Source organism: Bacillus sp. MAG717A (assembly GCF_036884855.1).
Taxonomy (GTDB): domain Bacteria; phylum Bacillota; class Bacilli; order Bacillales; family Bacillaceae; genus Bacillus; species Bacillus safensis.
Genome location: NZ_CP145733.1, coordinates 3,513,983 through 3,537,411 on the forward strand (window position 1 = coordinate 3,513,983; position 23,429 = coordinate 3,537,411).

Genomic DNA, 23,429 nt, shown 5'->3' on the forward strand with positions numbered 1-23,429 from the left:
AGATGTCACCTTTTCTTTAAGATTGCTTGTCCTGAGATAAGATCTTCGCCGGCTTCATCAGGTTCGGTTTGGTCGGGTGCTTCATATATATCGCCAGACAACGACCTGAAGGAGCAAAAACAGCGACACGATCCTCCTCTGCGAAATGAGCAAATTCATCAGGCATTGGCAGGACTGCACCGTTTTCCACTTTACTTGCTAATGTATCATTTATCTCCCATTTCGGCAAATGATTGAGCGCACGCTCGATCGGGACAAGGTGCTCATCTAAAGTTCCTTCCTCGCTTATCTCTCGCAACTGATCCAGCGTGATACATTCATCAAGTGTAAAATCACCAGATCCTGTACGAATGAGATGTGACATGTGGGCTGGAAACCCTAGTTTCTTCCCGATATCAACCGCTAAAGTTCTCACATATGTTCCCTTTGAGCATAGTACGGTGAATCTAAATGACACGCTGCCATCCTCATATGTGACAGGTGTAGTCCGCTCGATACGGTGAATGGTAATTTCACGGGCCGGCCGCTCAATTTCAATGCCTTCTCTAGCATATTCATAGAGCTTTTTCCCGCCAATTTTCACAGCAGAAAACATGGGAGGAATTTGTTCAATGGTTCCTTCAAACTGCTTCAGCGCCGCATCAATGTCTTTTTCTAAGATCGGGTTTTCCACTTTTTTTTCTTCTACGATCTCACCTGTTTGGTCTTCTGTTGTTGTAGAAAAACCAATCGTGATTTCTGCATCATACGTTTTCGATTTATCTGTTAAGTATTCTACAATCTTCGTTGCTCTTCCGATACAAATAGGCAGAACACCTGAAACCTCTGGGTCGAGGGTGCCTGTATGTCCGACTTTTTTTGTGTGCAATATTTTTCTTACCTTAAACACACAGTCGTGAGAGGTCATACCTCTTTCTTTATGTAATAAAAGAACACCATTTATCATCTGCGTTCTCTCCTTTCATAAACGATGAAAAAGGACAGACGATCATCGCCTATCCTTATTTCAACGTCTTATTCGTGATCTTTTGTGTTTAATTCTGCAATCAGGCTTTCAATTCGGTTTCCGTAATCTACGGATTCGTCGAATTCAAAATGCAGTTCTGGTGTTTTGCGAAGTCTGATTCGATTGCCAATTTCAGAGCGGATGTACCCTTTAGCCTTTGCAAGACCTTTTAAGGTTTCCTCTCTTTTCTTCTCGTCGCCAAGAACAGAAATGTAGACTTTGGCAATTTGCAAATCACCGGATACTTCGACATCGGTTACAGTCAAAAAGCCAATTCTTGGATCTTTTAACTTTCTGCCTAGGATGTCGCCCAATTCTTTTTTCATTTGCTCACCCACACGGGTTGCTCTCATACTCATGATCTTATCACCTCTAATTAAAACCACTCAGTTTTCGTGATCGTTCGTTCAATTTCAGGAAAAGAATCGATAAAGCTTAATACACGCTGAAGCTCCTTTTCCACTTGAACCCGAGATGAGGAAATCACGGCGATTCCAATTGATGTACGCTGCCATGTATCCTGGTAATCCATTTCAGCAATGGTTACATTGAATTTATGACGCGTTCTTGTCAATATACGCTGAAGAACCGCACGCTTTTCCTTCAGTGAGGATGCATCATAGATCATGCACTCACATTCGGTATAACCGATCATTTTCTTTCGATTTCTTGCATAACGAATGATTCCATGACATCACCTTCACGGATATCATTGTATTTCTTAATGGTAATACCACATTCATAGCCTTGTGAAACTTCTTTCACATCATCTTTAAATCGTTTTAACACGTCAACTTCGCCTTCGAAAATAACGACGCCGTCACGGATTAAGCGGATTCCGCTATCTCTTGTAATCGTTCCTTCAGTCACATAGCCACCCGCAATTGTACCGATTTTAGATACTTTGAACGTTTGACGAACTTCAACTTGACCGATGACTTTTTCTTCATATTCAGGGTCAAGCATCCCTTTCATCGCAGCTTCAATTTCATCGATGACTTTATAGATAATGCGGTGCAAGCGGATATCAACGTTTTCAGTCTCAGCTGTGCTCTTCGCATTTCCATCAGGACGTACGTTAAAGCCAATCACGATGGCATTAGAAGCACTTGCTAAAATGATATCTGATTCTGTAATCGCTCCAACACCCGTATGGATGATTTTCACTTTTACGCCTTCGACTTCAATTTTTTGAAGAGCTGCTGTTAATGCTTCAGCAGAGCCTTGTACGTCTGCTTTCACGATCAAGTTGATATCTTTTACGTCACCTTGTTTGATTTGCTCAAATAGGTCGTCTAGAGATAATTTTGCTTTGTCTGAACGCTGTTCGTCCAGCTGCTTAGAAGCACGCGCCTCACCGACTTGACGAGCTGTTTTTTCATCTTTGAATACGAGGAACTGATCCCCTGCATTTGGTACATCGTTTAAACCAGTGATTTCAACAGGTGTAGATGGTCCTGCTGTTTTCACGCGGCGGCCGATATCATTGACCATTGCACGTACACGGCCAAATGTATTTCCGACGACGATTGGGTCACCTACATGAAGTGTACCTGTTTGAACAAGAAGGGTTGCAACAGAACCTCTTCCTTTATCAAGCTCAGCCTCGATAACAGTCCCTTTTGCCGCACGATTTGGGTTGGCTTTCAATTCTGCTACTTCGCTGACAAGAAGGATCATTTCGATCAATTCATCAATGCCTTCACCTGTTTTCGCAGATAGCGGAACAAAGATCGTTTCGCCGCCCCAAGCTTCTGGTACAAGACCATGCTCAGTTAATTCCTGCATCACGCGGTCAGGGTTTGCTGTTGGTTTGTCAATTTTATTGACAGCGACAATGATTGGCACTTCTGCCGCTTTCGCATGGTTAATCGCTTCAATTGTTTGAGGCATGACACCATCATCTGCTGCAACAACCAGAATTGTCGTATCCGTTACTTCGGCACCACGTGCACGCATCGTTGTAAATGCTGCGTGTCCAGGTGTATCAAGGAACGTAATTTTTTTGCCGTTTTCTTCGATTTGGTATGCACCGATATGCTGCGTGATTCCACCTGCTTCGCCTTCGACGACTTTTGTCTTACGAATGCTGTCAAGAAGTGTTGTTTTCCCGTGGTCAACGTGTCCCATGATCGTTACAACTGGAGGGCGTACTTGCATATCTTCTTCTTTATCTTCAACTTCATACTTTTCAAGTTCAGTTTCTTCTAAAATAATGACTTCCTCTACTGGAACACCATATTCAGAAGCGATTAATTCAACTGTATCTTTATCAAGTTCTTGGTTGATCGTTGCCATGACACCAAGCATCATCAGCTTTTTGATGATTTCAGCTGTTTCTTTTCCAAGCTCATCAGCCAGCTGGCCGACGGTCATTGAATTTGTAAATTCAATTTTTTCAGGAAGCTCTTTTTTAGGCTTCACAGGTCTAGCTTGCTGATGCTGCGGTTTGTTATTTCCACCGCGTTTATTTTTGTTTTTATTTTGGTTGTTGTTTTTTTTGTTTTTATTAAATTGATTATTCTGCACGTCATTCTTCTTTCTATCATTGTTTTTGTTAGATGATTGTTTTTTTTGTTCTGCGGGTTTCTCGTTAGTTGTCTCTTTTGCTTTGGCTTTTTTATAGATAGCGTCTAGCTTTTTCACAGTGTCGTCTTCAAGCGTCGCCATGTGGTTGTTCACTTCCACGTTCATATCCTTAAGCGCTGCTATAATATCTTTACTTGAAACATCTATGGCTTTTGCGTATTCATATACTCTCACTTTAGCCATTCGTTCACCCCCAAATAAATTAATCGAGCAAGCTTATGAGCTTCTTAGCGAAGCCTTGGTCAGTGACAGCGACAACTACGCGAGCTTCTTTCCCAATAGAACGTCCGAGAACGGAACGGTCTTCAACTTTTCTAACCGGAACATTATAAAATTTGCATTTGTCAGATACCTTTTTTTCTGTGTTTGGTGAGGCATCTGCTGCAAGAAGAACCAGCTTAGCACGCGCATGTCTAATTTCTTTGATCACCAGATCTTCTCCTGACACGACTTTACGAGCTCGATTTGCTAGACCAAGCAAAGGATACCATTCAGATTCATTCATTAGGTTTTTTCACCTTTTCAGCTAGTTCTAGTAATTCTTCAAATATGTGTTCGTCAATCTGTGTCTGAAATTGCTGCTGTAAACTGCGTTTGTTCTTTGCCGCAAGAATGGTTTCTTTATCGAGAGAAAGGTAAGCTCCGCGTCCGTTCATTTTTCCGGTAGCGTCAACAGACACTTCTCCTTCTTTCGAACGAACAACCCGGATCAGTTCTTTCTTTGGTTTCATTTCTCCCGTCACGACGCATTTTCTAAGCGGGATTTTTTTTCGGCTTTTCACCTTTTATATCACCTCTTATTCGTCAGATTCCTCAGCTACTGGTTCAGCCTCTAAGAAAAGAGATTCAGAGTCTTCAGTTCTTGGGAAAATACCGAGTTCCCTTGCATCTGTTTCGCTTTTAATGTCGATTTTCCAGCTGGTCAGCTTTGCTGCAAGACGAGCATTTTGACCTCTTTTACCAATCGCTAATGACAACTGATAATCAGGGACAATGACTGTTGTCGCCTTGTCTTCTTCATTCACAATGACATCAAGTACTTTTGATGGACTCAGCGCATTGGCAACAAATTCAACCGGGTCATTAGACCAATGGACAATATCAATTTTTTCGCCTTTTAGCTCATTGACAATTGCTTGTACACGCTGGCCTTTTGGTCCAACACAGGAGCCAACTGGATCAACATCAGGATCATCTGTACGAACAGATATTTTAGAACGGTCCCCAGCTTCTCTAGCAACCGATTTAAGCTCTACAGTACCATCATAAATTTCTGGTACTTCAATTTCAAATAAACGCTTTAAAAGACCTGGATGTGTTCTAGACACATAAATTTGTGGTCCTTTTGTTGTTTTTTCTACTTTTGTAATGAACACTTTAATGCGGTCATGTGGTTTATATTCTTCATTTGGCATTTGTTCATTGACAGGAAGAAGGGCTTCGATTTTGCCAAGTGACACGTAAATGAATTTACTGTCAATTCGCTGAACGATTCCCGTCATAATGTCTTCCTCGCGGTCGATGAACTCAGTGTAGATCACACCACGCTCTGCTTCTCTCACACGCTGCGTCACAACTTGTTTCGCTGTCTGAGCTGCAATGCGTCCGAAGTCTTTTGGTGTGACTTCAATCTCAACGACGTCGCCCACCATGTAATTCGGGTTAATATTGGCTGCATCATCTACAGAGATTTCAAGGCGAGAATCATACACTTCATCTACAACATCTTTTCTTGCGAACACACGAATCGTTCCCGTTTCGCGGTTTAAATCAACACGAACATTTTGTGCTTGATTAAAATTACGCTTATATGCAGAAATGAGTGCAGCTTCTATCGCTTCAATTATAATTTCTTTACTAATACCCTTCTCTTTCTCAAGAACAGTCAGGGCATCTAACAACTCACTACTCATTTTTATGGTTCCCCCTTATATCAATGAAAAGGTTAATTGAACGAAACTGCTAATCTTGCGTTAGCTATTTTTTCGTATGGAATATTGATCTCTTTCTTTCTTGTCTTGATCTTCACTGTCACTGTTGCAATCTCACCATCAAAGCTTGTAAGCTCACCTTCAAATGCTTTTTCACCATCAATTGGTTCATATGTTTTCATGAAAACATTTTTTCCAAGTGCTTTTTCAAAATCAGCTTTTTTCTTTAATGGGCGCTCCGCTCCAGGAGAGGATACTTCAAGAAAGTAGTTTTGGCTAATCGGATCTGCCTCATCAAGCTTTTCGCTCAAGGCTTCGCTCACTTTGGCACACTCTTCGATATCGACACCTTTATCAGAGTCAATAAACACGCGAAGGAACCAGTTTTGACCCTCTTTGACAAATTCAACATCAACGAGTTCAAGCTGTAAGCCATCTAAAATTGGCTGCACCATTTCGCTTACGACATCCACTACTTTTTTGCTCATTCTCTTCCTCCTTGTGCTTTCGATAAACGCTCTTATCAATCATTCTGCATAAAAACCCTGCTTTATGTGAGCAGGGGGAGCAGAAAACGGATGAATAATGTCGAGACAAAAATTGCCTGTTCAATACAAAAGAGCGGGTTTCCCCACTCTTGTCTCGGTAATCGTTAGCATTTCCATAAAAACTATACCATATCCAATTTTTTTATGCAAATGAAGTTCCTTATTCAGCAGGCATTCATCATCGGTTTTTTTCATTCATTCTTTTCGCATGTTCACTGATAAGTGCTGCCTCCCTGCTCCCTTTTATGATGCGGAATCCGTCATAATCGGGATAGAGCGAGTCATCGTCCTGAATGCTTGTTAAAATCCAAAATTGACTGCCAGCACCTCCAAGCCGCTCTACCGCTGACAGCCAGCTTTGATATACGTCGGGACGAGCTGATTGATTTTGGTAGCCAAACTCTTCTAGCACAACTGGTTTTCCAATTGAATTTCCGCGGGTGATATGGTCTTCGATCCATTTCACTCCCCAGACAGCAGACTTGTTCCAGTGATCTGGGTACAGATGATAGGTTCCATAATCGATACTAGGAAGAGATGTTAAACGGTCCCAATCGACACCTTCCCCTCCTCCGTAAAACCAATCTTCATGTCCTGGTATACGAAAGAATCCTTCATCTCCTACTGCAACAAGATGGTGACGATCAAGCGATTTGATCCATGTACTCATTTCATCTGCCCATTTGACTAGTACATTTCCGGTTGGATCTGACTGCATCCGCGGCTCGTTGGCTAATTCCCACGTCATAATAGCTGGATCGTCTTTATATTGAACACCTGTATACGTATTGGTCCTTTCTAATACATAGCGGACATAATTTTTGTAAGCTTTTTGAATACGAGGATCTGTATAAAAGGCATCATGCGATCCTGCCCCGAACCACTTCACATATTGATTCATACCGCCAAAGTCATCCCAATTATTCACTAGTGGGATGACAAGCTTTATTCCTTCCTGTCCAGCTTTATAAATGGCATAATCTAGTTTTTGAAAACCCGATTCTTCATAGACCCCTGGACTAGATTGTAAGACTGAGTTTTCTTGAGGGGCCCCGTCGTGAAAGCCCCAAATCCGTATGACCTTAAAATTCATTGCCTTCATATCATCGAACACAGCATCTACCATCTTTTTAGATTTGTAATGGAAATAGTAATTATTTGTGCCGGCGAAGTAAAATGGTTGATTGTTCAGCGTAAATTGTGTACCAGACGTCTGCACATAAGCGGCGGCTTTAATCGTAAGTGAAAACCAGCCGGACCATATAGCGGCCACAAGTATGAAGCAAGACACTCTTTGAGCCCACTTTTTCATTTATATTCTCCTCACAATCTATCTCTATCATTCTTGAGGTAGGATCACATCTAGTTGAAGCGGTGCTTGTTCATTTGAATCAAGTTCAATCGTTTGCTGTTTCAACATTTTACTTTCTTTACCGATTCGAATCTCATATGTTCCGTGAAATGCTGAACATCTCACATGGCCATTAGCATCTGTTTTTTCAACTCTTTGGGTCGTCCATTCATTTAGAAGCTTTTCATAACGTCTTCCTGCTTCATTTAAAGACCAATCATAATTCACGATGGCTGCATTTTCACCTCTCCAATGGGCACCTGCCCAAAATCCCCACATCAGTACTCCTTTTACGGCTGGATGACTAAATGCGACGCGATATAAAGCTTCCAGGTTATCCGCTCTTCTATTAGGATCAGGGTGAACAGAGTCGTACTCTGTAACCCATATTGGAAGACCAAGCTCAGCAAGCACATCGAGTCTCTCTTTGACAATGACTGGATCGACCCGTTCTTCAAAATGGCCTTGAACTCCAATCGCCTCAATAGGTGCGCCTAACTGACGCAGTTCATTGATATGCGCTTTATAGGCATGATGTTCACCATATGAGATCACATTATAATCATTTACAAACAATAGTGCTTGAGGGTCAATTTTTTTCGTTTCTTCATACATCCACTTCCAAATATTTTTCCCAAAGCGATCTTTAAAAAATGAACCATGCATCATTTCATTGTTTACATCCCAATGACGGAATTTCCCCTTAAAGTGATTGCCCGCATGCTCAAGCCGATTTTTCATGGCTTCATATACTTCGTGATTCGGCAGTGACCTCAGCCAGCTTGGATTCGCATCCTCTACCTCCCAAAACAAAGCGTGCCCCCTCACTGGAAGCTGATGTCGATCTGCAAAATTCAGCATCGCATCTGCTTTTTCGTAGGTGATTCTCCCCCTTTGTGGCTCATTCGCATACCATTTTGCCTCATTTTCAAAAACAGCCCAATTAAAATACTTCACGAAAAAATCAGCATATTGTTGATTAAATAACACTTGGTCATTCATTGCTGAACCAAAAGCGAATTCATGCCTGATTTGCTTAATTTCAACCTCTATGCCTGCTATTGGCTTTTTATCGCCGTTTGTTACGTTGATCACAAGATCTCTTTGTCTATGCTCTGAGATTCGATCATCCGCCTCTTTTTTCCACAACAGATTATCCTGTCCATTTTCGCCCCTATTGAATGAATGATGAAGAAAACTTCTTTCTTTGACCATGTAAAATCACCCTTATTTTCATTGGATTCTTGATATTTTCTATTCAAACTGCCGGCTAGATGCCGACAGCTTGAATTTGACCTTTAACCTCTTAGTTGATCAGACGATGATATTCAGCATAGGCAGTGGCCATATCCACTTGAGACCAGAAGCGGTGATAAGTGAAAACTGGTGCGCCATTCTCCCATTTGCCTGTAGCTTCATTAAATGAAGACTGATATTTACTTTCGAGTGAAGACCACGCTGGATCTTGTTTAATCTTCGGACGAAGGTCAGCAAAACTCGTATAGACCCCATTCCCTCCTCGCTGCGGATCAGAAGGAACGGTGCTGGCTCCAGGAATCTGATTTCCTTGACCAAATGTCCCGTTCCATCCATTTGGAAAATACACTTCTTTTCTAAAGAAACGGTCATAGTCTTCTCTATCTTCCTCGGTCACTATGCCGACGCCATCATTGTAATTCCATGCAACCTCTAGAAGCTGCGCGGCTGCATCTTTCGCTCTTGCACCAAGCGCTGTATAATCACCTGTTTCCAGCTTTGTGGCTGCAGCAAAGAAAATCAAAGCTTTGGCAAGACTCCCTAATACGCCTGTATCCTGAGTTGGATCTTTTGTGACAGCTGTTAAATTTGGATTTCCTGTTGCAGACTGGAATCCATTCCAAGTATCAGGCTGTCCGCTCCAAGCAATATTTCCAGGTAGCCAAAACTCTCCAGGCGCACTTGTTGTAGCAACCGAAACATTTGTTCCTCCTAGAATTCTCTGTCCTTGCTCATCTAAGAAATAACCCTCTTCATCCGACACAGGACGGCTGCCGATAAAAATGTAATCTAATGCATAGTTGACCCATTTTGTTATGGCAGATTTGGCCATTTGGACATTTTCAGATGTTTTGTCGCCATCTTTGACAAAAATATAATAAAGCTCTGCTACGCGCTCCATTGGCCACGCCTGCATTCCAAACCAGTTATTTGATGGTGGATCAAGGTAAACAGGCGCATCTTCATATGCCATATCGTAAAAAGTACTTCTTCCCGCCGGATAAGCGCTATAGTCTCCATTCCAGCTATTGGTTGCGCCTCCTGCTATGGCTCCTTCTTTCGATTGAAGCCATACGTAAAATTCAAGCTGTCTCTTTAAAGTTTTTTCCCAATCGCTTGCCCCGGTAGCAGAAGATGGCTTTAAGCCTCCTTTATCTGAGGATAAAGCATAAGCAGCGACAGGATTTTGATATCCCTGATGACAATGGCTCGCTCCAATACGCCATGACCAGTTTGCATACTCCCCAAGTCCTCCGCCCCAAGAGGTATACCAAGCCATTAAGTAATGACAGGCACCCTTTCCGTTTCCAGGATACGGATTCCCCTGCTTCCCGCTTCCAATCGTTTGAAAATATTTATCGTACATGCCGTAACGAAGGAAATCCCCCATTTTTTTCGCTTTATCAAGATAAGCTGACTGATTATAGCCGAGCTCCTTCGCCCAATACATCGCTTGTATCGCACGTGCATCAGCATCTGTTGCATTCGTATAACGCCACTGAGCAGCTGGAGCTTGATTTTCTTTTGTGAACAAGCTCATAAAGCCTTCATTCGGCTTACCAAAAGATTTATCGTCTTGTGATGGATGAGGGATGGACTCCCATACAGATTCCTGTGGACCACGCTGGAATGTGTTCACATATGCGGCTGTATGTGATGGGTTGAGCAAGTTCCCATAGCCATACCAGTTATCTACGTCAAGGAGCCAGTGCATTAAATACGTTTCATTCGATCCATAGGTTGATTTTAATTCACCATCAATTGGATCTTGACCAGCAGGACGGGCACCGGTTAATTGGCTTGGGTATTGATCCGGAAATGGTTTCTCTGCTGCATATGTGGCTGGACTGGACGGATTATAAGCATTCATATGCGGCTGCTCATCATGCCCATCTTCATTGACTGGGATGATGTACTTCTCCATATTGTCCCAAGCTGCCTCTAATTTGCTCCAATCCCCTGTGTAATGTCCGTACAGCACCTCAAGCCATAGCCAATAGCTATACGCTTCCGAAGTTGTCATATGTCCGTAATCAGGCGCTTCACAAATGAGCGTCTCGATTGAATGATACGGAATTCCTTCTGGTGAAAAATATCCATTCGCATCGCTTTTGATTTGATGATAAAGCGTTAAAAACCGTTCTTTATTTGACAAGTCCTTCACCCTTTCAATAAAATCGTTGATTTTTATTTGTCTGGAAGTGTGCCAAATACTAAAGCACCATCGTCAAAGACAGGAATCTTCGTTGTTTTTTGCATAGTGGATGTTAATCCTTGATAGGAATAATCATTTGAGGCATCCCATATATTCGATCCATTTGGAGCAGATAATCGAAATTGTATTTCCTTCTTATGCTCAGATTCACCTCTAGGAGAAATAGCTACGCCGGTAAAATCGATTTCTGCAAAATAGACGCGAGCTGATGCGTCATATACCTTTAAAGGCGATAAGGAAGCGCCTTCATTGTAGGCTGCTGTCACTTGAATATCCTTTTCAGTCAATCCATTTGCAAAGACCTCGCTCAGATTAACGTAATATCTGAAGGAGAGTGTTTGACTGGTTCTTGCCGGCCAGCCGGACCTGTTGTACAGCACTGCTTTCACTTGAGTAGATGTTGTATCGTTATGCATCACAGCTGCCTCTACAAAAAACTCATCCTCCACCTGTTCTTTAGGCGGGAAATTTGGCAGCTTTGATTGGCCTTGACCAAAGAGCTGCACCATTTTTGCGATATTTCCAGTAAAGGCGGCATTATAATCAGTCGCCACTTCGTTTGATATATAATCAGAGATGTCATCGTCATATTGATCCTGTGCATTAGGACCTCCAACAAGCGCTCCATAAAGTGTGTGCCGGTGATTTGGAGGGTTTGTCAGTTGGTTAGACCATGAGCCATGTGCAGTACGATGATGCGGGTGCTTCGGCGGATTCTGGCCAAACCCAACAACGTAGCTTCTATTCAGCGGATTATCACCTAACATATAGTGAGTTTGCTTGATCGCAAACGATTGGTATCGATTCTTCTTTTCTTGATCAGATACCCAATCAGCATAAACAAAGGCTAAAAATGCTGCATTTGCGGCATAACGAAGTGAACCCCATTGATCAAGCCATGCCAAACCGCCAGGCGTATAGGTGATTCTTTCTACTTTTCCATTTTCAACAAGACCTGTGGTCCAGTAATCAAGATTCCGCTCAGTCGATTCTATAAATCTGTTCTCTTTCGTGATTCTTGCAAGTAAGATTTGTGAAGCAAAAAAAGTATTGTCCCATGACATGGTAAACGTATAATCCCAATCCTTCGGCCATTCCTCTACCGCTTTTAATGCTTGGTTTAAATAAGTTTCTTCATTTGTCGCCAAGTACAGCCAGATTCCGCCCCAAATAAGTTCGTCAACATAGCCGCTCCAGGAGTTGTAAAATGGCTGCGCATTGGTAACACAATCTGTATATTTGCCGCGATACCTGTCAGCAAATGCATATAGCTGTTTGGCGTGCGTCAAAAGCTTTGCCGCATAAGGCGCATCTGTTTCTTTAAAAATGATAGAACCTGCTGCTAAAGCCGCCGCAGTTTGTGCAGCTACTTCTGTTCCAGGACAATGTTCATCAATTTTAAAAGCTGGCCGGTTCATCGGCATCACTTCTGCTGGCCCCCACCAAGCATGATCGGCGTTTCCATCACCTACTTGCGCCCAAAATTCATTCGGCCCTGTATGTGCTTTCAAGAAATAATCCGTTGCCCACTTGATTTGATCTAGTATCTCATCAAGCAGTTCCGCCTCTTCATAAGCTTCTCGGTATTCATATACTGTCCATGCAAGCACGGCTGCTGAATAAGCCATCGGAAGTCCAAATTTCACATGATCTCCTGCATCATACCAGCCGCCAGTTAAGTCATGCCCAACATCCTTCCCGTCCTCTAGTCCAGAATCTCCCCGCCAGTTAAGACGATTGTTTTCCGGAAGCCGGCCTGACCGCTGCGCTTCATAAAAAAGCATGGATTTTTGTAAAACCTCTACATAGTTGTAAGATGCCATTTCTTTATTGCTCACCCCTTCTTTTTAGTGAAACATTGATCAATAGACGCACCGCCTCCTTTTGATACTTCGTTTCGTGATCTGTACAGTTTTGAAAAGAATCAAATATGTTTCAAAAATAAGCATAGTAAACAGCAATCAGCCTTACGCTCATCGAAGGTTTTCTCTTGATTCTCCTTCTGACTGTACCCAGAATGATCATATGTCGCTTGAGAACATTTCAGACGGCGAAATTCTCTTTTGAGCTCTATTTGGGTAGAAAGAATGACATACAATCTCTTCTCTTAAAACATCACGCTAAATCAAGATATATGAACGAATAAGAAAATAATTCCAGTTGATGAGAAATCTTTATTAGTTAACATAATAAAATTATTGTAGATATAAAAAAGAACGCCCTTTTAGGGCGCTCTTCAAATTAAAATAAAGAAAGCTGGTTTTGATCAGGAAGTGCTTCTAAACAGCCTTGACGATCTAAATACTCAAGGATGGTTTTCGACACTTTTCCGCGTTTTTGTAAATCTTCTTTTGAGAGGAATTCCCCATCTTGCCGCGCGCGAACAATATTTAACGCAACGTTTGTTCCGAGTCCAGGGATCGAGTTGAATGGTGGAATTAGTCCGTCTCCATCAATGATAAACTCTGTTGCACTTGAGCGATAGAGGTCAACTTTTTTGAAATGGTAGCCTCTTTCGCACATTTCAAGGGCAAGCTCTAGTACAGTTAATAGGTTCTTTTCTTTCGGTGATGCATCTAAACCTTTTGAATTAATATCGTCCATAACGGCTCGAATCGCATTCGATCCTTTTGTCATCGTTTCAATATCAAAGTCATCCGCACGAACGGTAAAGTAAGCCGCATAGTACAGGAGTGCATGATGCACCTTGAAATAAGCAATACGAACAGCCATCAATACATAAGCAGCCGCGTGGGCTTTAGGGAACATGTATTTGATTTTTTTACAAGAATCAATATACCAGTTTGGTACATTATTATTCTTCATTTCTTCTTCCCATTCAGGAGGAAGTCCCTTTCCTTTACGAACAGATTCCATGATTTTAAAGGCAAGTGACGGCTCTAAGCCTTGATAGATGAGATAGACCATAATATCATCACGACACCCAATGACTTCACTTAGTTCACACGTTTTATTGTGAATGAGCTCTTGCGCGTTTCCGAGCCATACATCCGTACCATGTGATAGTCCAGAAATCTGAACAAGCTCTGAGAAGGTCGTTGGTTTTGTATCCTCTAGCATTTGCCGAACAAATCTTGTCCCAAATTCCGGGATACCGAGTGTACCTGTTTTACAGCCAATTTGCTCTTCTGTTACACCTAGAGGCTCTGTTCCTTGGAAAATCTTCATGACTTCAGGGTCATCTGTTGGAATCGTTTTTGGATCGATTCCGCTCAAATCTTGAAGCATACGAATGACCGTTGGATCATCGTGCCCAAGAATATCCAGCTTGAGCAAGTTATCGTGAATCGAATGGAAATCAAAATGTGTCGTCTTCCAATCAGAACCTGTCGCATCTGCTGGGTATTGAATAGGTGAGAAATCGTAAATATCCATATAATCCGGCACAACGATAATCCCGCCTGGATGCTGGCCTGTTGTCCGTTTTACCCCTGTACAACCTTGTACAAGTCGGTCGATTTCAGCGCCTCTCATATGAAGGTTATGATCTCCTGCATAGCCTTTTACGTAACCATATGCTGTTTTTTCTGCAACGGTTCCAATCGTACCTGCTCGGTATACATACTCTTCACCGAACAATTCTTTCGTATAGTTATGCGCTATCGGCTGATATTCACCTGAGAAGTTCAAGTCAATATCAGGTACTTTGTCTCCTTTAAAACCTAAGAACGTTTCAAACGGAATATCATGTCCGTCTTTTTTATACGGCGTACCACATTCAGGACAGTCTTTATCTGGAAGGTCAAAGCCTGAACCAACAGATCCGTCATTAAAGAACTCAGAGTGCTTACAGCTTGGGCATACATAATGAGGTGCAAGTGGATTTACTTCAGTAATCTCTGTTAATGTCGCAACAAGAGATGAGCCGACAGATCCCCTTGAACCAACAAGATATCCATCATCAAGTGATTTTTTTACGAGCTTATGAGAGATTAAGTATATAACGGCGAAACCATGACCGATAATACTTTTTAATTCTTTCTCAATGCGGTCTTCTACGATTTTCGGCAGGTCATCTCCGTAGATACTGCGCGCCATTTGATAGCTCATTTCCCGTATTTCTTCATCTGCACCTTCAATTTTTGGTGTGTAAAGATCATCTTTGATAGGTTTAATGCTTTCGACCATCTCAGATACTTTTTGCGTATTTGTTACGACGATCTCTTTCGCTTTTTCGTCTCCTAGGAAGGAGAACGCTTCGAGCATTTCATCTGTCGTTCTAAAATGAACTTTTGGCAGTTCATGTCGGTTCAGCGGATTCGCTCCACCCTGTGATGAAATTAAGATTTTACGATAAATTTTGTCTTCTGGATGCAGGTAATGTACATTCCCAGTCGCCACAACTGGTTTATTCAGCTTTTCGCCAAGTTTGACAATGTTTGTGATGATTTCTTTTAACGCACGTTCATCTCGAACTAGCTCAAGCTGTAGCAGGTGCTGATACACTTCTGGCGGATGTACCTCTAAATAGTCATAAAATGCTGCAATGTCTTCCACCTCATCAGGTGACTTTTGCATCATTCCTTCAAATACCTCACCCTTATCACAAGCAGACCCAACAATTAAACCTTCTCGATATTTCTCAAGCTGTGAGCGCGGAATACGCGGAACCCGGTAGAAATAATGAATATGAGAAAGTGAAACAAGCTTAAATAAATTCTTAAGACCTGTCTCATTTTGAGCAATCAAAGTTGCATGGTAAGGACGTGAGCGCTGGTAAGCATTCGACTGCCCCATGTTTTCATTCAATTGATCGTGATAGGCAATCTCTTTTTCAGCCGCATCTTTTAGCATCTTCAGCATGAGATAGCCTGTCGCCTCTGCATCATAAATCGCTCGGTGATGCTGCGTTAGTTCAATATCAAACTTTTTACAGAGGGTGTTCAGCCGGTGATTTTTAAATTCTGGGTAAAGGAAACGGCCAAGTTCAAGTGTATCAATGACAGGGTTTGACGCTTTATCTGTTTTTAAGAGGCGTTTATACGCTGCATTTAAAAAGCCCATATCAAAACTCGCATTGTGCGCAACAAGAATATCTTGTCCAATCCATTCTTTGAAATCCCGTACGACGTCGACGACATCTGGTGCATCTCTCACCATATCATCGGTGATACCTGTTAATTCGATGGTTGTCGCTGATAACGGGTGATGGGGATTTGCAAACGCCTCAAAGCGGTCAATGATTTCCCCGCCTTTGATTTTCACTGCTGCCAGCTCAATGATCGTGTCATAAACGGCTGAAAGTCCAGTTGTCTCTACGTCAAATACGACATATGTCGCATCCTCTAACAAGCGGTGCTCTGGGTTATACGCAATCGGTACCCCGTCGTCCACTAAATTGATTTCCACACCGTACATCATTTTGATGCCATGCTTTTTACTTGCTGCATACGCATCCGGGAAGGATTGTACAACGGCATGATCTGTCAGAGCAATGGCTTCATGTCCCCATTTTTTTGCTTGTTCAACAAGCCTGCCGATGCCAGTGACAGCATCCATTTGGCTCATAGGTGAATGTAAATGAAGCTCCACACGCTTTTCACCCTCAGGTGCTGTATCTTCTTTCAGCTGCGGTTTCATTTCATTGACATCATTAGCGATCATGACAAGATCTCTGACAAACGTATCATTTTGAATGCTTCCTCTTGCTTTCACCCACATGCCTTTTTTCAATGATTTCATCAGCTGAGCATCTTCTTTTTCTCTTGCAAACATTTTGATCAATATACTATTTGTATAATCAGTGATCTTAAAGATACAAAGCGTTCTCCCGCTTTTCAGCTCACGCGTTTCTGCATCGAATACGTAGCCTTGAACGGTGATTCTTCTTTCCTCGTCCATGATACTGTCAAGCGTACGAATTTCTTCATTGTCTTTGATTTGATAGCCAATCATCAGAGGGCCTGATGGAGCTTCATCCTGCTCCTCACTTTCTTTCTTCTCCATCTCAGTGAGGGCTTGCATGGCTCTTTCTTGATCTTCAGCAAGCTTTTGTTCTCTGAACTTCTGAATCTCTTGATCTGATACAAAAATTTCTGTATCGAATTGCAGCTCTGGAAAACCTACTTGTTTAAATGCGGCCTGGAGCATCGGGCTGTACTTCTTCTTAATAGCGAGTGCCTCTGTTTCGCTTTTCGTTTTAATGATGATTTTATGACCAGACAGCGATGGCTTTTGCTGCTGAAGCAAACTGATGATTGGGGGAGAAATTCCTTGAAGTTCTTCCACACAATGTGACCAGTACGATTGCACGAGTTCTTCAGAGATGTGCGGATCACTTACTTCAATCGTACAAGTAATTTGTGCAATATGAGAAAATGCATTAGTCAATCTGCTGAGAAACATGGCGTATACTTTGTAAGGCAAAAGAGCCTTAAATTTAAAAAGGAAATGCCATGTTTTCGTCGCTTTGTGCACCGTCAATTTGACGATTTCCCCTTCTTCAAAGTAACGACTGAGGTCATCATCTGTCATTTGAATCTGATTGAGTAATATATGAAATTGCCGCCGTGTGATCGGTAATTGTTCATCCAAGACAGGACCCTCCTTTTGTCAATCAGAAAGGTACCTCTTTTCTACAGGAGGTACCTTCATTTTTTTGTTCGTTTTATGCTTGGCGTATAAATGAAATCAGATCATCAACAGATACTTCATGTGATTCACCTGATTTTCTAAACTTCACTTCAACAATACCTTCTTCTGAACGTTTACCGCAGCTAATGCGAATTGGCAGTCCAATTAAATCACTGTCTGCAAATTTCACTCCTGCACGCTCCTGGCGGTCATCGAAAAGTACGTCAAAGCCTTCATCTTCTAAGCGCTCGTACAACGTTTCAGCCAGTTCTTTTTGCGCATCGTTTTTCATATTTAATGCAAGGAGGTGAAGGTCATATGGTGCCACTGTTTCCGGCCAAATGATTCCTTTCTCATCATGATGCTGTTCAACAATCGCTGAAAGAGTTCTAGAGATGCCGATGCCATAGCAGCCCATAATCATTGGCTGCGCCCGTCCATTCTCATCAAGGTACGTTGCATCCATTGACTCAGAATAACGAGTGCCGAGTTTAAAGACTTGTCCTACTTCAATCCCTTTTGCAAACTGGATGGTGCCTTCCCCGTCTGGAGAAACATCTCCTTCTTGAATCAAGCGAAGATCTGTGAATTCTTTCACTGACACATCACGTGCAGGGTTGACATTGACATAGTGATAATCCGCTTCGTTTGCACCAGCGACTGCATTTGTCATTCCCTTCACAGCAAGGTCCGCATAAATATCGACTTCTGCTTCCAGTTTAACAGGTCCAACAAATCCAGGCTCAGTTCCAATGACTTCTAGCACTTCTTCGCGTGATGCTAGTTCGACAAGCTGTGCTCCTACTAAGTTTTTCACTTTCACATCATTTACTTCATGATCGCCTCTAGTAAGGATGAGAACATACGCATCATCTGCTTTAAACAAAACAGATTTCATGCATGCAGAAGGATCAACTTCTAAAAATCCAGCCACATCTTGGATTGTTTTCGCTTGCGGTGTGTGGACTTTTTCAAGCTCTTTGAAGTCCGCAGGATTTGCTTCTTCTCCGTGATATACAGCCTCAGCCATTTCAATGTTCGCAGCATATGAGGAAGTATCAGAATAAGCGATGGTATCCTCTCCGACCTCTGAGAGTGCCATGAATTCATGTGTATCTTTTCCGCCCATTGCCCCAGAATCTGCAATGACTGGTCTAAAATTGAGACCTACTTTTGTGAACACATTAGAGTAAGCTGTAAACATTTTGTTATATGTCTCGTCAAGGCTTTCTGATGAAGAATGGAATGAGTATGCATCCTTCATAATAAATTCACGTCCGCGCAGCAGCCCAAAACGTGGTCTCTGTTCATCACGGAATTTTGATTGAATTTGATAAAGAGTTAATGGAAGCTTCTTATACGATTTTACTTCACTGCGTACGAGTGATGTAATCACTTCTTCGTGGGTTGGACCAAGCGCAAATTCGCGGCCATGGCGGTCCTTCATACGCATCAGTTCTGGACCGTATGTATACCATCTGCCTGACTCCTGCCACATTTCTGCCTGCTGAAGCACTGGCATTAACAGCTCAGCTGCGCCTGCTTTTTCCATTTCCTTGCGGACGATGGATTGAATATGCTGAATGACTTTATGTGCAAGCGGCAGATAATGATAGATTCCACTTGTATTTTGTCTAATAAACCCAGCTCTTACTAAGAGTTGATGGCTTTTTGCCTCAGCATCTGCCGGCACCTCTCGAAGAGTTGGAATGAAAGTCAGGGATTGTCTCATGTCGTTACACCTCATTTATGAAATAGGACTTCTCACAAAAACTCTTGTTTCCCGGAATGAGAAACAAGAGAGAATGGTTTTTATAAAAATAACCGCTGGATGTCATTCCACGTTACCACTAACATTAACAGCATGAGGAAAGCAACACCAATAAAGACAACAAGTGCTTCTTTCTCACGATTAATTGGTTTACCGCGAATGGCTTCAACAAATAAGAATAGTAAACGTCCTCCGTCTAATGCAGGAATCGGTAATAAATTCACGATGCCTAGGTTGATACTGAGGAACGCCGCAAACTGCATTAATGTTAACACACCTTGTTTGGCTACTTCTCCTGTCATGTCATAAATTCCAACAGGACCTGCTAACATATCTAGTGAAAATTGTCCTGTGACAATTTTTTGCAAGTTCGTTAAAATCAGTCCTGCCGTTGAAATGACAGTTGCTCCTGAAGATGAAATGACTTTCAAAAACCCATTTTCCGTTGGCGGATATGATCCGAAACGGCCAATGCTTTTTCCATCTGCTTTCACAGCTTCTGGTACAACCTGCACAGTGCTTTCTTTGCCGTCTCGGTCAATGACGACATTCATTTTTTTCTCAGGGTTCTTTTGAACTGTTTGAACGACGTCTGTCCAAGAATTCATTTTCTCGCCGTTAATGGACACGATGTGATCTCCCTGCATCAGTCCAGCTTCAGCCGCTCGGCCGTCTTTCGTCAGCTTACCGAGTACAGGATCATCAACGGTTACCCCTTGAATAAAACCTAAAGCAACCAAAATCACATACGCCAGAATAAAGTTCATAATCGGCCCAGCTGCGATGGCTTTAATTCGCTGCCAAACTGTTTTTGAACCAAATTGACGATTGTATGGTGCGATTTGAATTTCTTCACCATCTGCAATATAGAAGCTTGTTTGACTGACATTGTAGCCAGTCAGAATATCTTCATTTCCAGCTTCGTATCCCGAAATTCTCATGGCATGATCTAAATCGATCTGCTCAACTTCGATGACAAGTGCATCAGGATATTTTTCTTTATCATTTAAAATGATCTTTTCTACTTCATTTTGCTCATTGAATAAGAGCCCCACTGTATGACCTGGTTTAATTTCGATGACTTCAGGGTCTTCTCCAGCCATTTTCACAAATCCGCCAATAGGGAGGAGTCTAATGGTATAAACGGTTTCTTTTCGTTTAAAGGAGAAAATCTTCGGCCCAAAACCAATTGCGAACTCGCGGCATAAAATCCCCGCGCGCTGCGCCATAATTAAATGGCCAAGCTCGTGGAAAAAAACGAGCGTTCCAAAAATAATAATAAACGCAATCACTGTATTCACGAACATACCACCTTATGTGAGGATTGATTGAACAAAGTCTCGTGTATCTTTGTCCACTTCATGGATATCTTGCAAACTAGGCGTTGAAATCACATGATGTCTAATTAGTGCCTTTTCAATCAATTCTTCAATTTGCAGGAACGTTACTTTGCCTTTTAGAAATGCATCGACTGCCATTTCATTAGCTGCATTCAGTACAGCAGGCATTGTCCCTCCTATTTTACCTGATTCATAAGCAAAATGTAAGCAGCGATACCTGTCAAAATCCGCTTTTTGGAAATTCAATTGTCCAATCTCCCAAAGGTTCAATGATTTCGCTTCTTGTAACGGCGCCCTGTCAGGGTATGTGAGTGCATATTGAATAGGCACTCTCATGTCAGGTGTCCCTAACTGAGCCATGACGCTTTTGTCGTGAAATTCCACCATCGAATGGATAATGCTCTCTTTATGTAGCAGCACATCAATTTGTTCATAAGGGATATCAAACAGCCAATGTGCCTCGATCACCTCGAGCCCTTTATTCATCATCGTCGCTGAATCAATGGTGATTTTCGCTCCCATCGACCAGTTCGGGTGGTTCAGCGCTTCTTCAACCGTAACACCTTCAAGTTCAGTTCGTTTTTTATCTCGGAAACTACCACCTGAAGCTGTCACGATTAAGCGTTCAATGTTTTTAGCTTGTTCACCTTGCAGGCATTGAAAAATAGCGGAATGCTCACTATCGACAGGAAGTAAAGGTACATCATATGTTTTAGCGTACTCTTTTACTATATGACCAGCTGTTACAAGTGTTTCCTTATTTGCGAGTGCAATTGTCTTTTTTTGTTCAATGGCCTTTAATGTTGGAACAAGTCCAACACTTCCTACAAGTGCATTGACCACTACGTCCACTGCATCATAGGTCGCTGCCTCGATGTTGGCTTCATGACCAGCAGCCAGCTTCACACCGTATGCAAATGAATGATTTTTTAGCATGTGATAGGTTTCCTCGTCTACACAGCCGACGAATTCAGGCTGAAAGCGCTCAATGATCGGAATCGCCTTTGCTATATTTCTGCCAAAGGTCATGGCTTTCAGCTTAAAATTGTCCGGGTGCTGCCTGATCACATCTAACGTTTGTTCTCCAATTGATCCTGTTGCGCCTAATAGCGAAATATATTTCAAATTGCCACTCCTTCTCTCGTTCAATAAGTTTCTATGAGGTTAGCTGGCAAACGTTGCGAGCAGTAAGTATAAAAACGGCAGAACGAATAAAAAGCTGTCAAACCTGTCCAAAATCCCGCCATGGCCAGGGAGAATTGTCCCTGAATCCTTCACGTGATAATGACGCTTTAAAGCAGATTCCACTAGGTCGCCAAGCTGTCCAAAGATACTGAGTAAAAGAGTAATAAACATCACAAGCAGATATGATGGCAAAAATCCTGTAACCGCCTGAAACACAAGTGACAACACGACCGCTGTGACGATTCCGCCGATAAATCCTTCTACTGTTTTGTTTGGGCTGATTTCTGGCCAAAGCTTTCGTTTCCCCATAGATTTCCCAATAAAGTAGGCTCCTGAGTCAGTAGACCAAATTATCACTGCTGCGAAGAAGATCGCACTCATGCCATATAAGCCTCTAATTTGGATAAAATAATAGAAACTAACGCCAATATATAATGTGGCTAATACAACAAAAGCAACCTCATCGAATGTGAAAGAGTTTTTGCTCAAAACTGTATAAGTTAAAAGTATTAAGACTGCGAATAAAGCAATCTGCATTTTTGATGCGTCCACGTTTGGGAAGAAGCTGTTGTCTCCGCCCATTAAAAGCCAAAGCAATATTAAGCTGACAATACCAGGAAAGCTGAAAATCGAGATCTTTTTCATTCTTAAAAGCTCAAAGAGAGCGACACTTCCCATTAAATAAATCAGCAGGGTAAATGGCATCTGTCCATATATAACAGCAAGTAAAAAGACTGCAGCTGCCAAAACACCCGTCAAAATTCTTTGTTTCATCTGCACCACCCTCTAAATTCCACCGAACCTCCGGCCGCGGCGCTGGTACTCTCCAATAGCGCCTATAAGGTGCTCATCAGAAAAGTCAGGCCAAAGCACATCCGTAAAGACAAACTCGCTGTAAGCAATTTGCCAAAGCATAAAGTTGCTTAATCTAATTTCTCCACTCGTGCGAATGAGCAAATCCGGATCTTGAAGAGATTCTGTCATTAAATAAGCTGAAAACATCTCTTCTGTGATGTCTTCTGCTTGAAGCTTACCTTCTTTGACCATTTCAGAAATTTGTCTGCATGCGGAGACGATTTCTGTGCGCCCCCCATAGTTGAGCGCAAAGTTCAAAACGAGTCCGTCGTTATTTGCCGTACTCTTTACTGCATTCTCTACCGCTTTTTTCGTATGCTGCGGGAGGCCGTCTGGATCACCTGTTAAACGCACACGGACATTTTCCTCGATGAGTTCAGGCAGGTAGATGTTTAAAAATTCTTCAGGAAGTTTCATTAAAAAGTCTACTTCTAGTTTTGGACGTTTCCAATTTTCCGTAGAGAAAGCATACAAAGTCAGCACTTTGACATTCAGCTCATTTGCAAGCTTTGTCATGCGCTTGACGACTTTCATTCCTTCATGATGACCTGCTACCCGTGGAAGAGCACGTTTTTTCGCCCATCTTCCGTTCCCATCCATGATAATGGCGATATGTTCAGGAATTTCTCCATTTAATATGTCTTCTTTTGTCAGGCTTTCTAAGTTGGAAGCTGCTGTTTGCTGATTCTTCCAATTTTTGAGTATATTGAGCATGAGATTCCTCCATCACCCAAAAAGGTTGCGTTCCCGCTAATAATATAGTCATCAACAGTATTAACAAAAAAAC

At 42.2% G+C, this 23,429-nt stretch carries 18 protein-coding genes; all 18 read right to left on the bottom strand.

Annotated features, from left to right (window positions below):
- Positions 1-16: 16 nt before the first annotated feature.
- The 18 genes from truB to V6Z54_RS18265 all read right to left on the bottom strand — a co-directional run bounded on the left by truB (position 17) and on the right by V6Z54_RS18265 (position 23,356).
- A complete protein-coding gene (gene truB, locus V6Z54_RS18180; RefSeq protein ID WP_269103559.1) occupies positions 17-946 on the bottom strand; it encodes a tRNA pseudouridine(55) synthase TruB in 930 nt (309 codons plus the stop codon).
- A gap of 68 nt (positions 947-1,014) precedes the next feature.
- Positions 1,015-1,365, bottom strand: a complete 351-nt coding sequence (gene rbfA, locus V6Z54_RS18185) for a 30S ribosome-binding factor RbfA (RefSeq protein ID WP_007499525.1) — start codon at positions 1,363-1,365, stop codon at positions 1,015-1,017.
- Positions 1,366-1,382: 17 nt separating this feature from the next.
- Positions 1,383-1,661, bottom strand: coding sequence for a DUF503 domain-containing protein (locus tag V6Z54_RS18190; RefSeq protein ID WP_024424137.1), 279 nt, complete (start codon positions 1,659-1,661; stop codon positions 1,383-1,385).
- Entirely contained in the window at positions 1,658-3,778 is a 2,121-nt protein-coding gene (infB, locus tag V6Z54_RS18195) for a translation initiation factor IF-2 (RefSeq protein WP_041084836.1), read from the bottom strand. The genes V6Z54_RS18190 and infB overlap by 4 nt, the downstream gene beginning before the upstream one ends.
- 19 nt (positions 3,779-3,797) lie before the next feature.
- Positions 3,798-4,100, bottom strand: a complete 303-nt coding sequence (locus tag V6Z54_RS18200) for a YlxQ family RNA-binding protein (RefSeq protein WP_039178647.1) — start codon at positions 4,098-4,100, stop codon at positions 3,798-3,800.
- The gene (locus tag V6Z54_RS18205) at positions 4,093-4,377 is read right to left on the bottom strand and encodes a YlxR family protein (RefSeq protein ID WP_024424139.1); all 285 of its coding nucleotides are present in this window, start codon (positions 4,375-4,377) and stop codon (positions 4,093-4,095) included. The genes V6Z54_RS18200 and V6Z54_RS18205 overlap by 8 nt, the downstream gene beginning before the upstream one ends.
- A 15-nt stretch (positions 4,378-4,392) precedes the next feature.
- Positions 4,393-5,508: a transcription termination factor NusA gene (gene nusA, locus V6Z54_RS18210; protein WP_024424140.1), complete on the bottom strand. Its 1,116-nt coding sequence runs from the start codon at positions 5,506-5,508 to the stop codon at positions 4,393-4,395.
- A 32-nt stretch (positions 5,509-5,540) separates the two neighbouring features.
- Positions 5,541-6,014, bottom strand: a complete 474-nt coding sequence (gene rimP / locus V6Z54_RS18215; protein ID WP_003211398.1) for a ribosome maturation factor RimP — start codon at positions 6,012-6,014, stop codon at positions 5,541-5,543.
- Between the two features lie 238 nt (positions 6,015-6,252).
- Positions 6,253-7,386 carry a cellulase family glycosylhydrolase gene (locus V6Z54_RS18220; RefSeq protein WP_338527563.1) on the bottom strand — a complete coding sequence of 378 codons (1,134 nt, stop codon included), beginning with the start codon at positions 7,384-7,386 and terminating at the stop codon, positions 6,253-6,255.
- Between the two features lie 27 nt (positions 7,387-7,413).
- Positions 7,414-8,640 carry an endo-1,4-beta-xylanase gene (locus V6Z54_RS18225; RefSeq protein ID WP_075611402.1) on the bottom strand — a complete coding sequence of 409 codons (1,227 nt, stop codon included), beginning with the start codon at positions 8,638-8,640 and terminating at the stop codon, positions 7,414-7,416.
- A 91-nt stretch (positions 8,641-8,731) separates the two neighbouring features.
- Positions 8,732-10,837, bottom strand: coding sequence for a glycoside hydrolase family 48 protein (locus V6Z54_RS18230; protein ID WP_047202176.1), 2,106 nt, complete (start codon positions 10,835-10,837; stop codon positions 8,732-8,734).
- 32 nt (positions 10,838-10,869) lie between these two features.
- Positions 10,870-12,720 (bottom strand): glycoside hydrolase family 9 protein, encoded by a 1,851-nt coding sequence (locus V6Z54_RS18235; RefSeq protein WP_041084840.1) that lies wholly within the window; start codon positions 12,718-12,720, stop codon positions 10,870-10,872.
- A gap of 418 nt (positions 12,721-13,138) precedes the next feature.
- On the bottom strand, positions 13,139-17,392 hold the full coding sequence (locus tag V6Z54_RS18240) for a PolC-type DNA polymerase III (RefSeq protein ID WP_235354813.1): 4,254 nt from the start codon (positions 17,390-17,392) through the stop codon (positions 13,139-13,141).
- Between the two features lie 133 nt (positions 17,393-17,525).
- Positions 17,526-19,223: a proline--tRNA ligase gene (locus V6Z54_RS18245; RefSeq protein ID WP_041084842.1), complete on the bottom strand. Its 1,698-nt coding sequence runs from the start codon at positions 19,221-19,223 to the stop codon at positions 17,526-17,528.
- A gap of 80 nt (positions 19,224-19,303) precedes the next feature.
- On the bottom strand, positions 19,304-20,569 hold the full coding sequence (rseP, locus tag V6Z54_RS18250; RefSeq protein WP_155761591.1) for an RIP metalloprotease RseP: 1,266 nt from the start codon (positions 20,567-20,569) through the stop codon (positions 19,304-19,306).
- Between the two features lie 6 nt (positions 20,570-20,575).
- The gene (gene dxr, locus V6Z54_RS18255) at positions 20,576-21,727 is read right to left on the bottom strand and encodes a 1-deoxy-D-xylulose-5-phosphate reductoisomerase (protein WP_073979495.1); all 1,152 of its coding nucleotides are present in this window, start codon (positions 21,725-21,727) and stop codon (positions 20,576-20,578) included.
- A gap of 39 nt (positions 21,728-21,766) precedes the next feature.
- Positions 21,767-22,561, bottom strand: coding sequence for a phosphatidate cytidylyltransferase (locus tag V6Z54_RS18260; protein ID WP_024424148.1), 795 nt, complete (start codon positions 22,559-22,561; stop codon positions 21,767-21,769).
- A 12-nt stretch (positions 22,562-22,573) separates the two neighbouring features.
- Positions 22,574-23,356, bottom strand: a complete 783-nt coding sequence (locus tag V6Z54_RS18265; RefSeq protein ID WP_039178577.1) for an isoprenyl transferase — start codon at positions 23,354-23,356, stop codon at positions 22,574-22,576.
- Positions 23,357-23,429 lie beyond the last annotated feature (73 nt).

Bases quoted from the DNA above. Each gene is read 5' to 3' on its own strand.
- truB (WP_269103559.1), bottom strand. From the start codon at position 946: ATGATAAATGGTGTTCTTTTATTACATAAAGAAAGAGGTATGACCTCT.
- rbfA (WP_007499525.1), bottom strand. From the start codon at position 1,365: ATGAGTATGAGAGCAACCCGTGTGGGTGAGCAAATGAAAAAAGAATTG.
- V6Z54_RS18190 (WP_024424137.1), bottom strand. From the start codon at position 1,661: ATGATCGGTTATACCGAATGTGAGTGCATGATCTATGATGCATCCTCA.
- infB (WP_041084836.1), bottom strand. From the start codon at position 3,778: ATGGCTAAAGTGAGAGTATATGAATACGCAAAAGCCATAGATGTTTCA.
- V6Z54_RS18200 (WP_039178647.1), bottom strand. From the start codon at position 4,100: ATGAATGAATCTGAATGGTATCCTTTGCTTGGTCTAGCAAATCGAGCT.
- nusA (WP_024424140.1), bottom strand. From the start codon at position 5,508: ATGAGTAGTGAGTTGTTAGATGCCCTGACTGTTCTTGAGAAAGAGAAG.
- rimP (WP_003211398.1), bottom strand. From the start codon at position 6,014: ATGAGCAAAAAAGTAGTGGATGTCGTAAGCGAAATGGTGCAGCCAATT.
- V6Z54_RS18220 (WP_338527563.1), bottom strand. From the start codon at position 7,386: ATGAAAAAGTGGGCTCAAAGAGTGTCTTGCTTCATACTTGTGGCCGCT.
- V6Z54_RS18225 (WP_075611402.1), bottom strand. From the start codon at position 8,640: ATGGTCAAAGAAAGAAGTTTTCTTCATCATTCATTCAATAGGGGCGAA.
- V6Z54_RS18235 (WP_041084840.1), bottom strand. From the start codon at position 12,720: ATGGCATCTTACAACTATGTAGAGGTTTTACAAAAATCCATGCTTTTT.
- V6Z54_RS18240 (WP_235354813.1), bottom strand. From the start codon at position 17,392: ATGACAGATGATGACCTCAGTCGTTACTTTGAAGAAGGGGAAATCGTC.
- V6Z54_RS18245 (WP_041084842.1), bottom strand. From the start codon at position 19,223: ATGAGACAATCCCTGACTTTCATTCCAACTCTTCGAGAGGTGCCGGCA.
- rseP (WP_155761591.1), bottom strand. From the start codon at position 20,569: ATGTTCGTGAATACAGTGATTGCGTTTATTATTATTTTTGGAACGCTC.
- V6Z54_RS18260 (WP_024424148.1), bottom strand. From the start codon at position 22,561: ATGAAACAAAGAATTTTGACGGGTGTTTTGGCAGCTGCAGTCTTTTTA.
- V6Z54_RS18265 (WP_039178577.1), bottom strand. From the start codon at position 23,356: ATGCTCAATATACTCAAAAATTGGAAGAATCAGCAAACAGCAGCTTCC.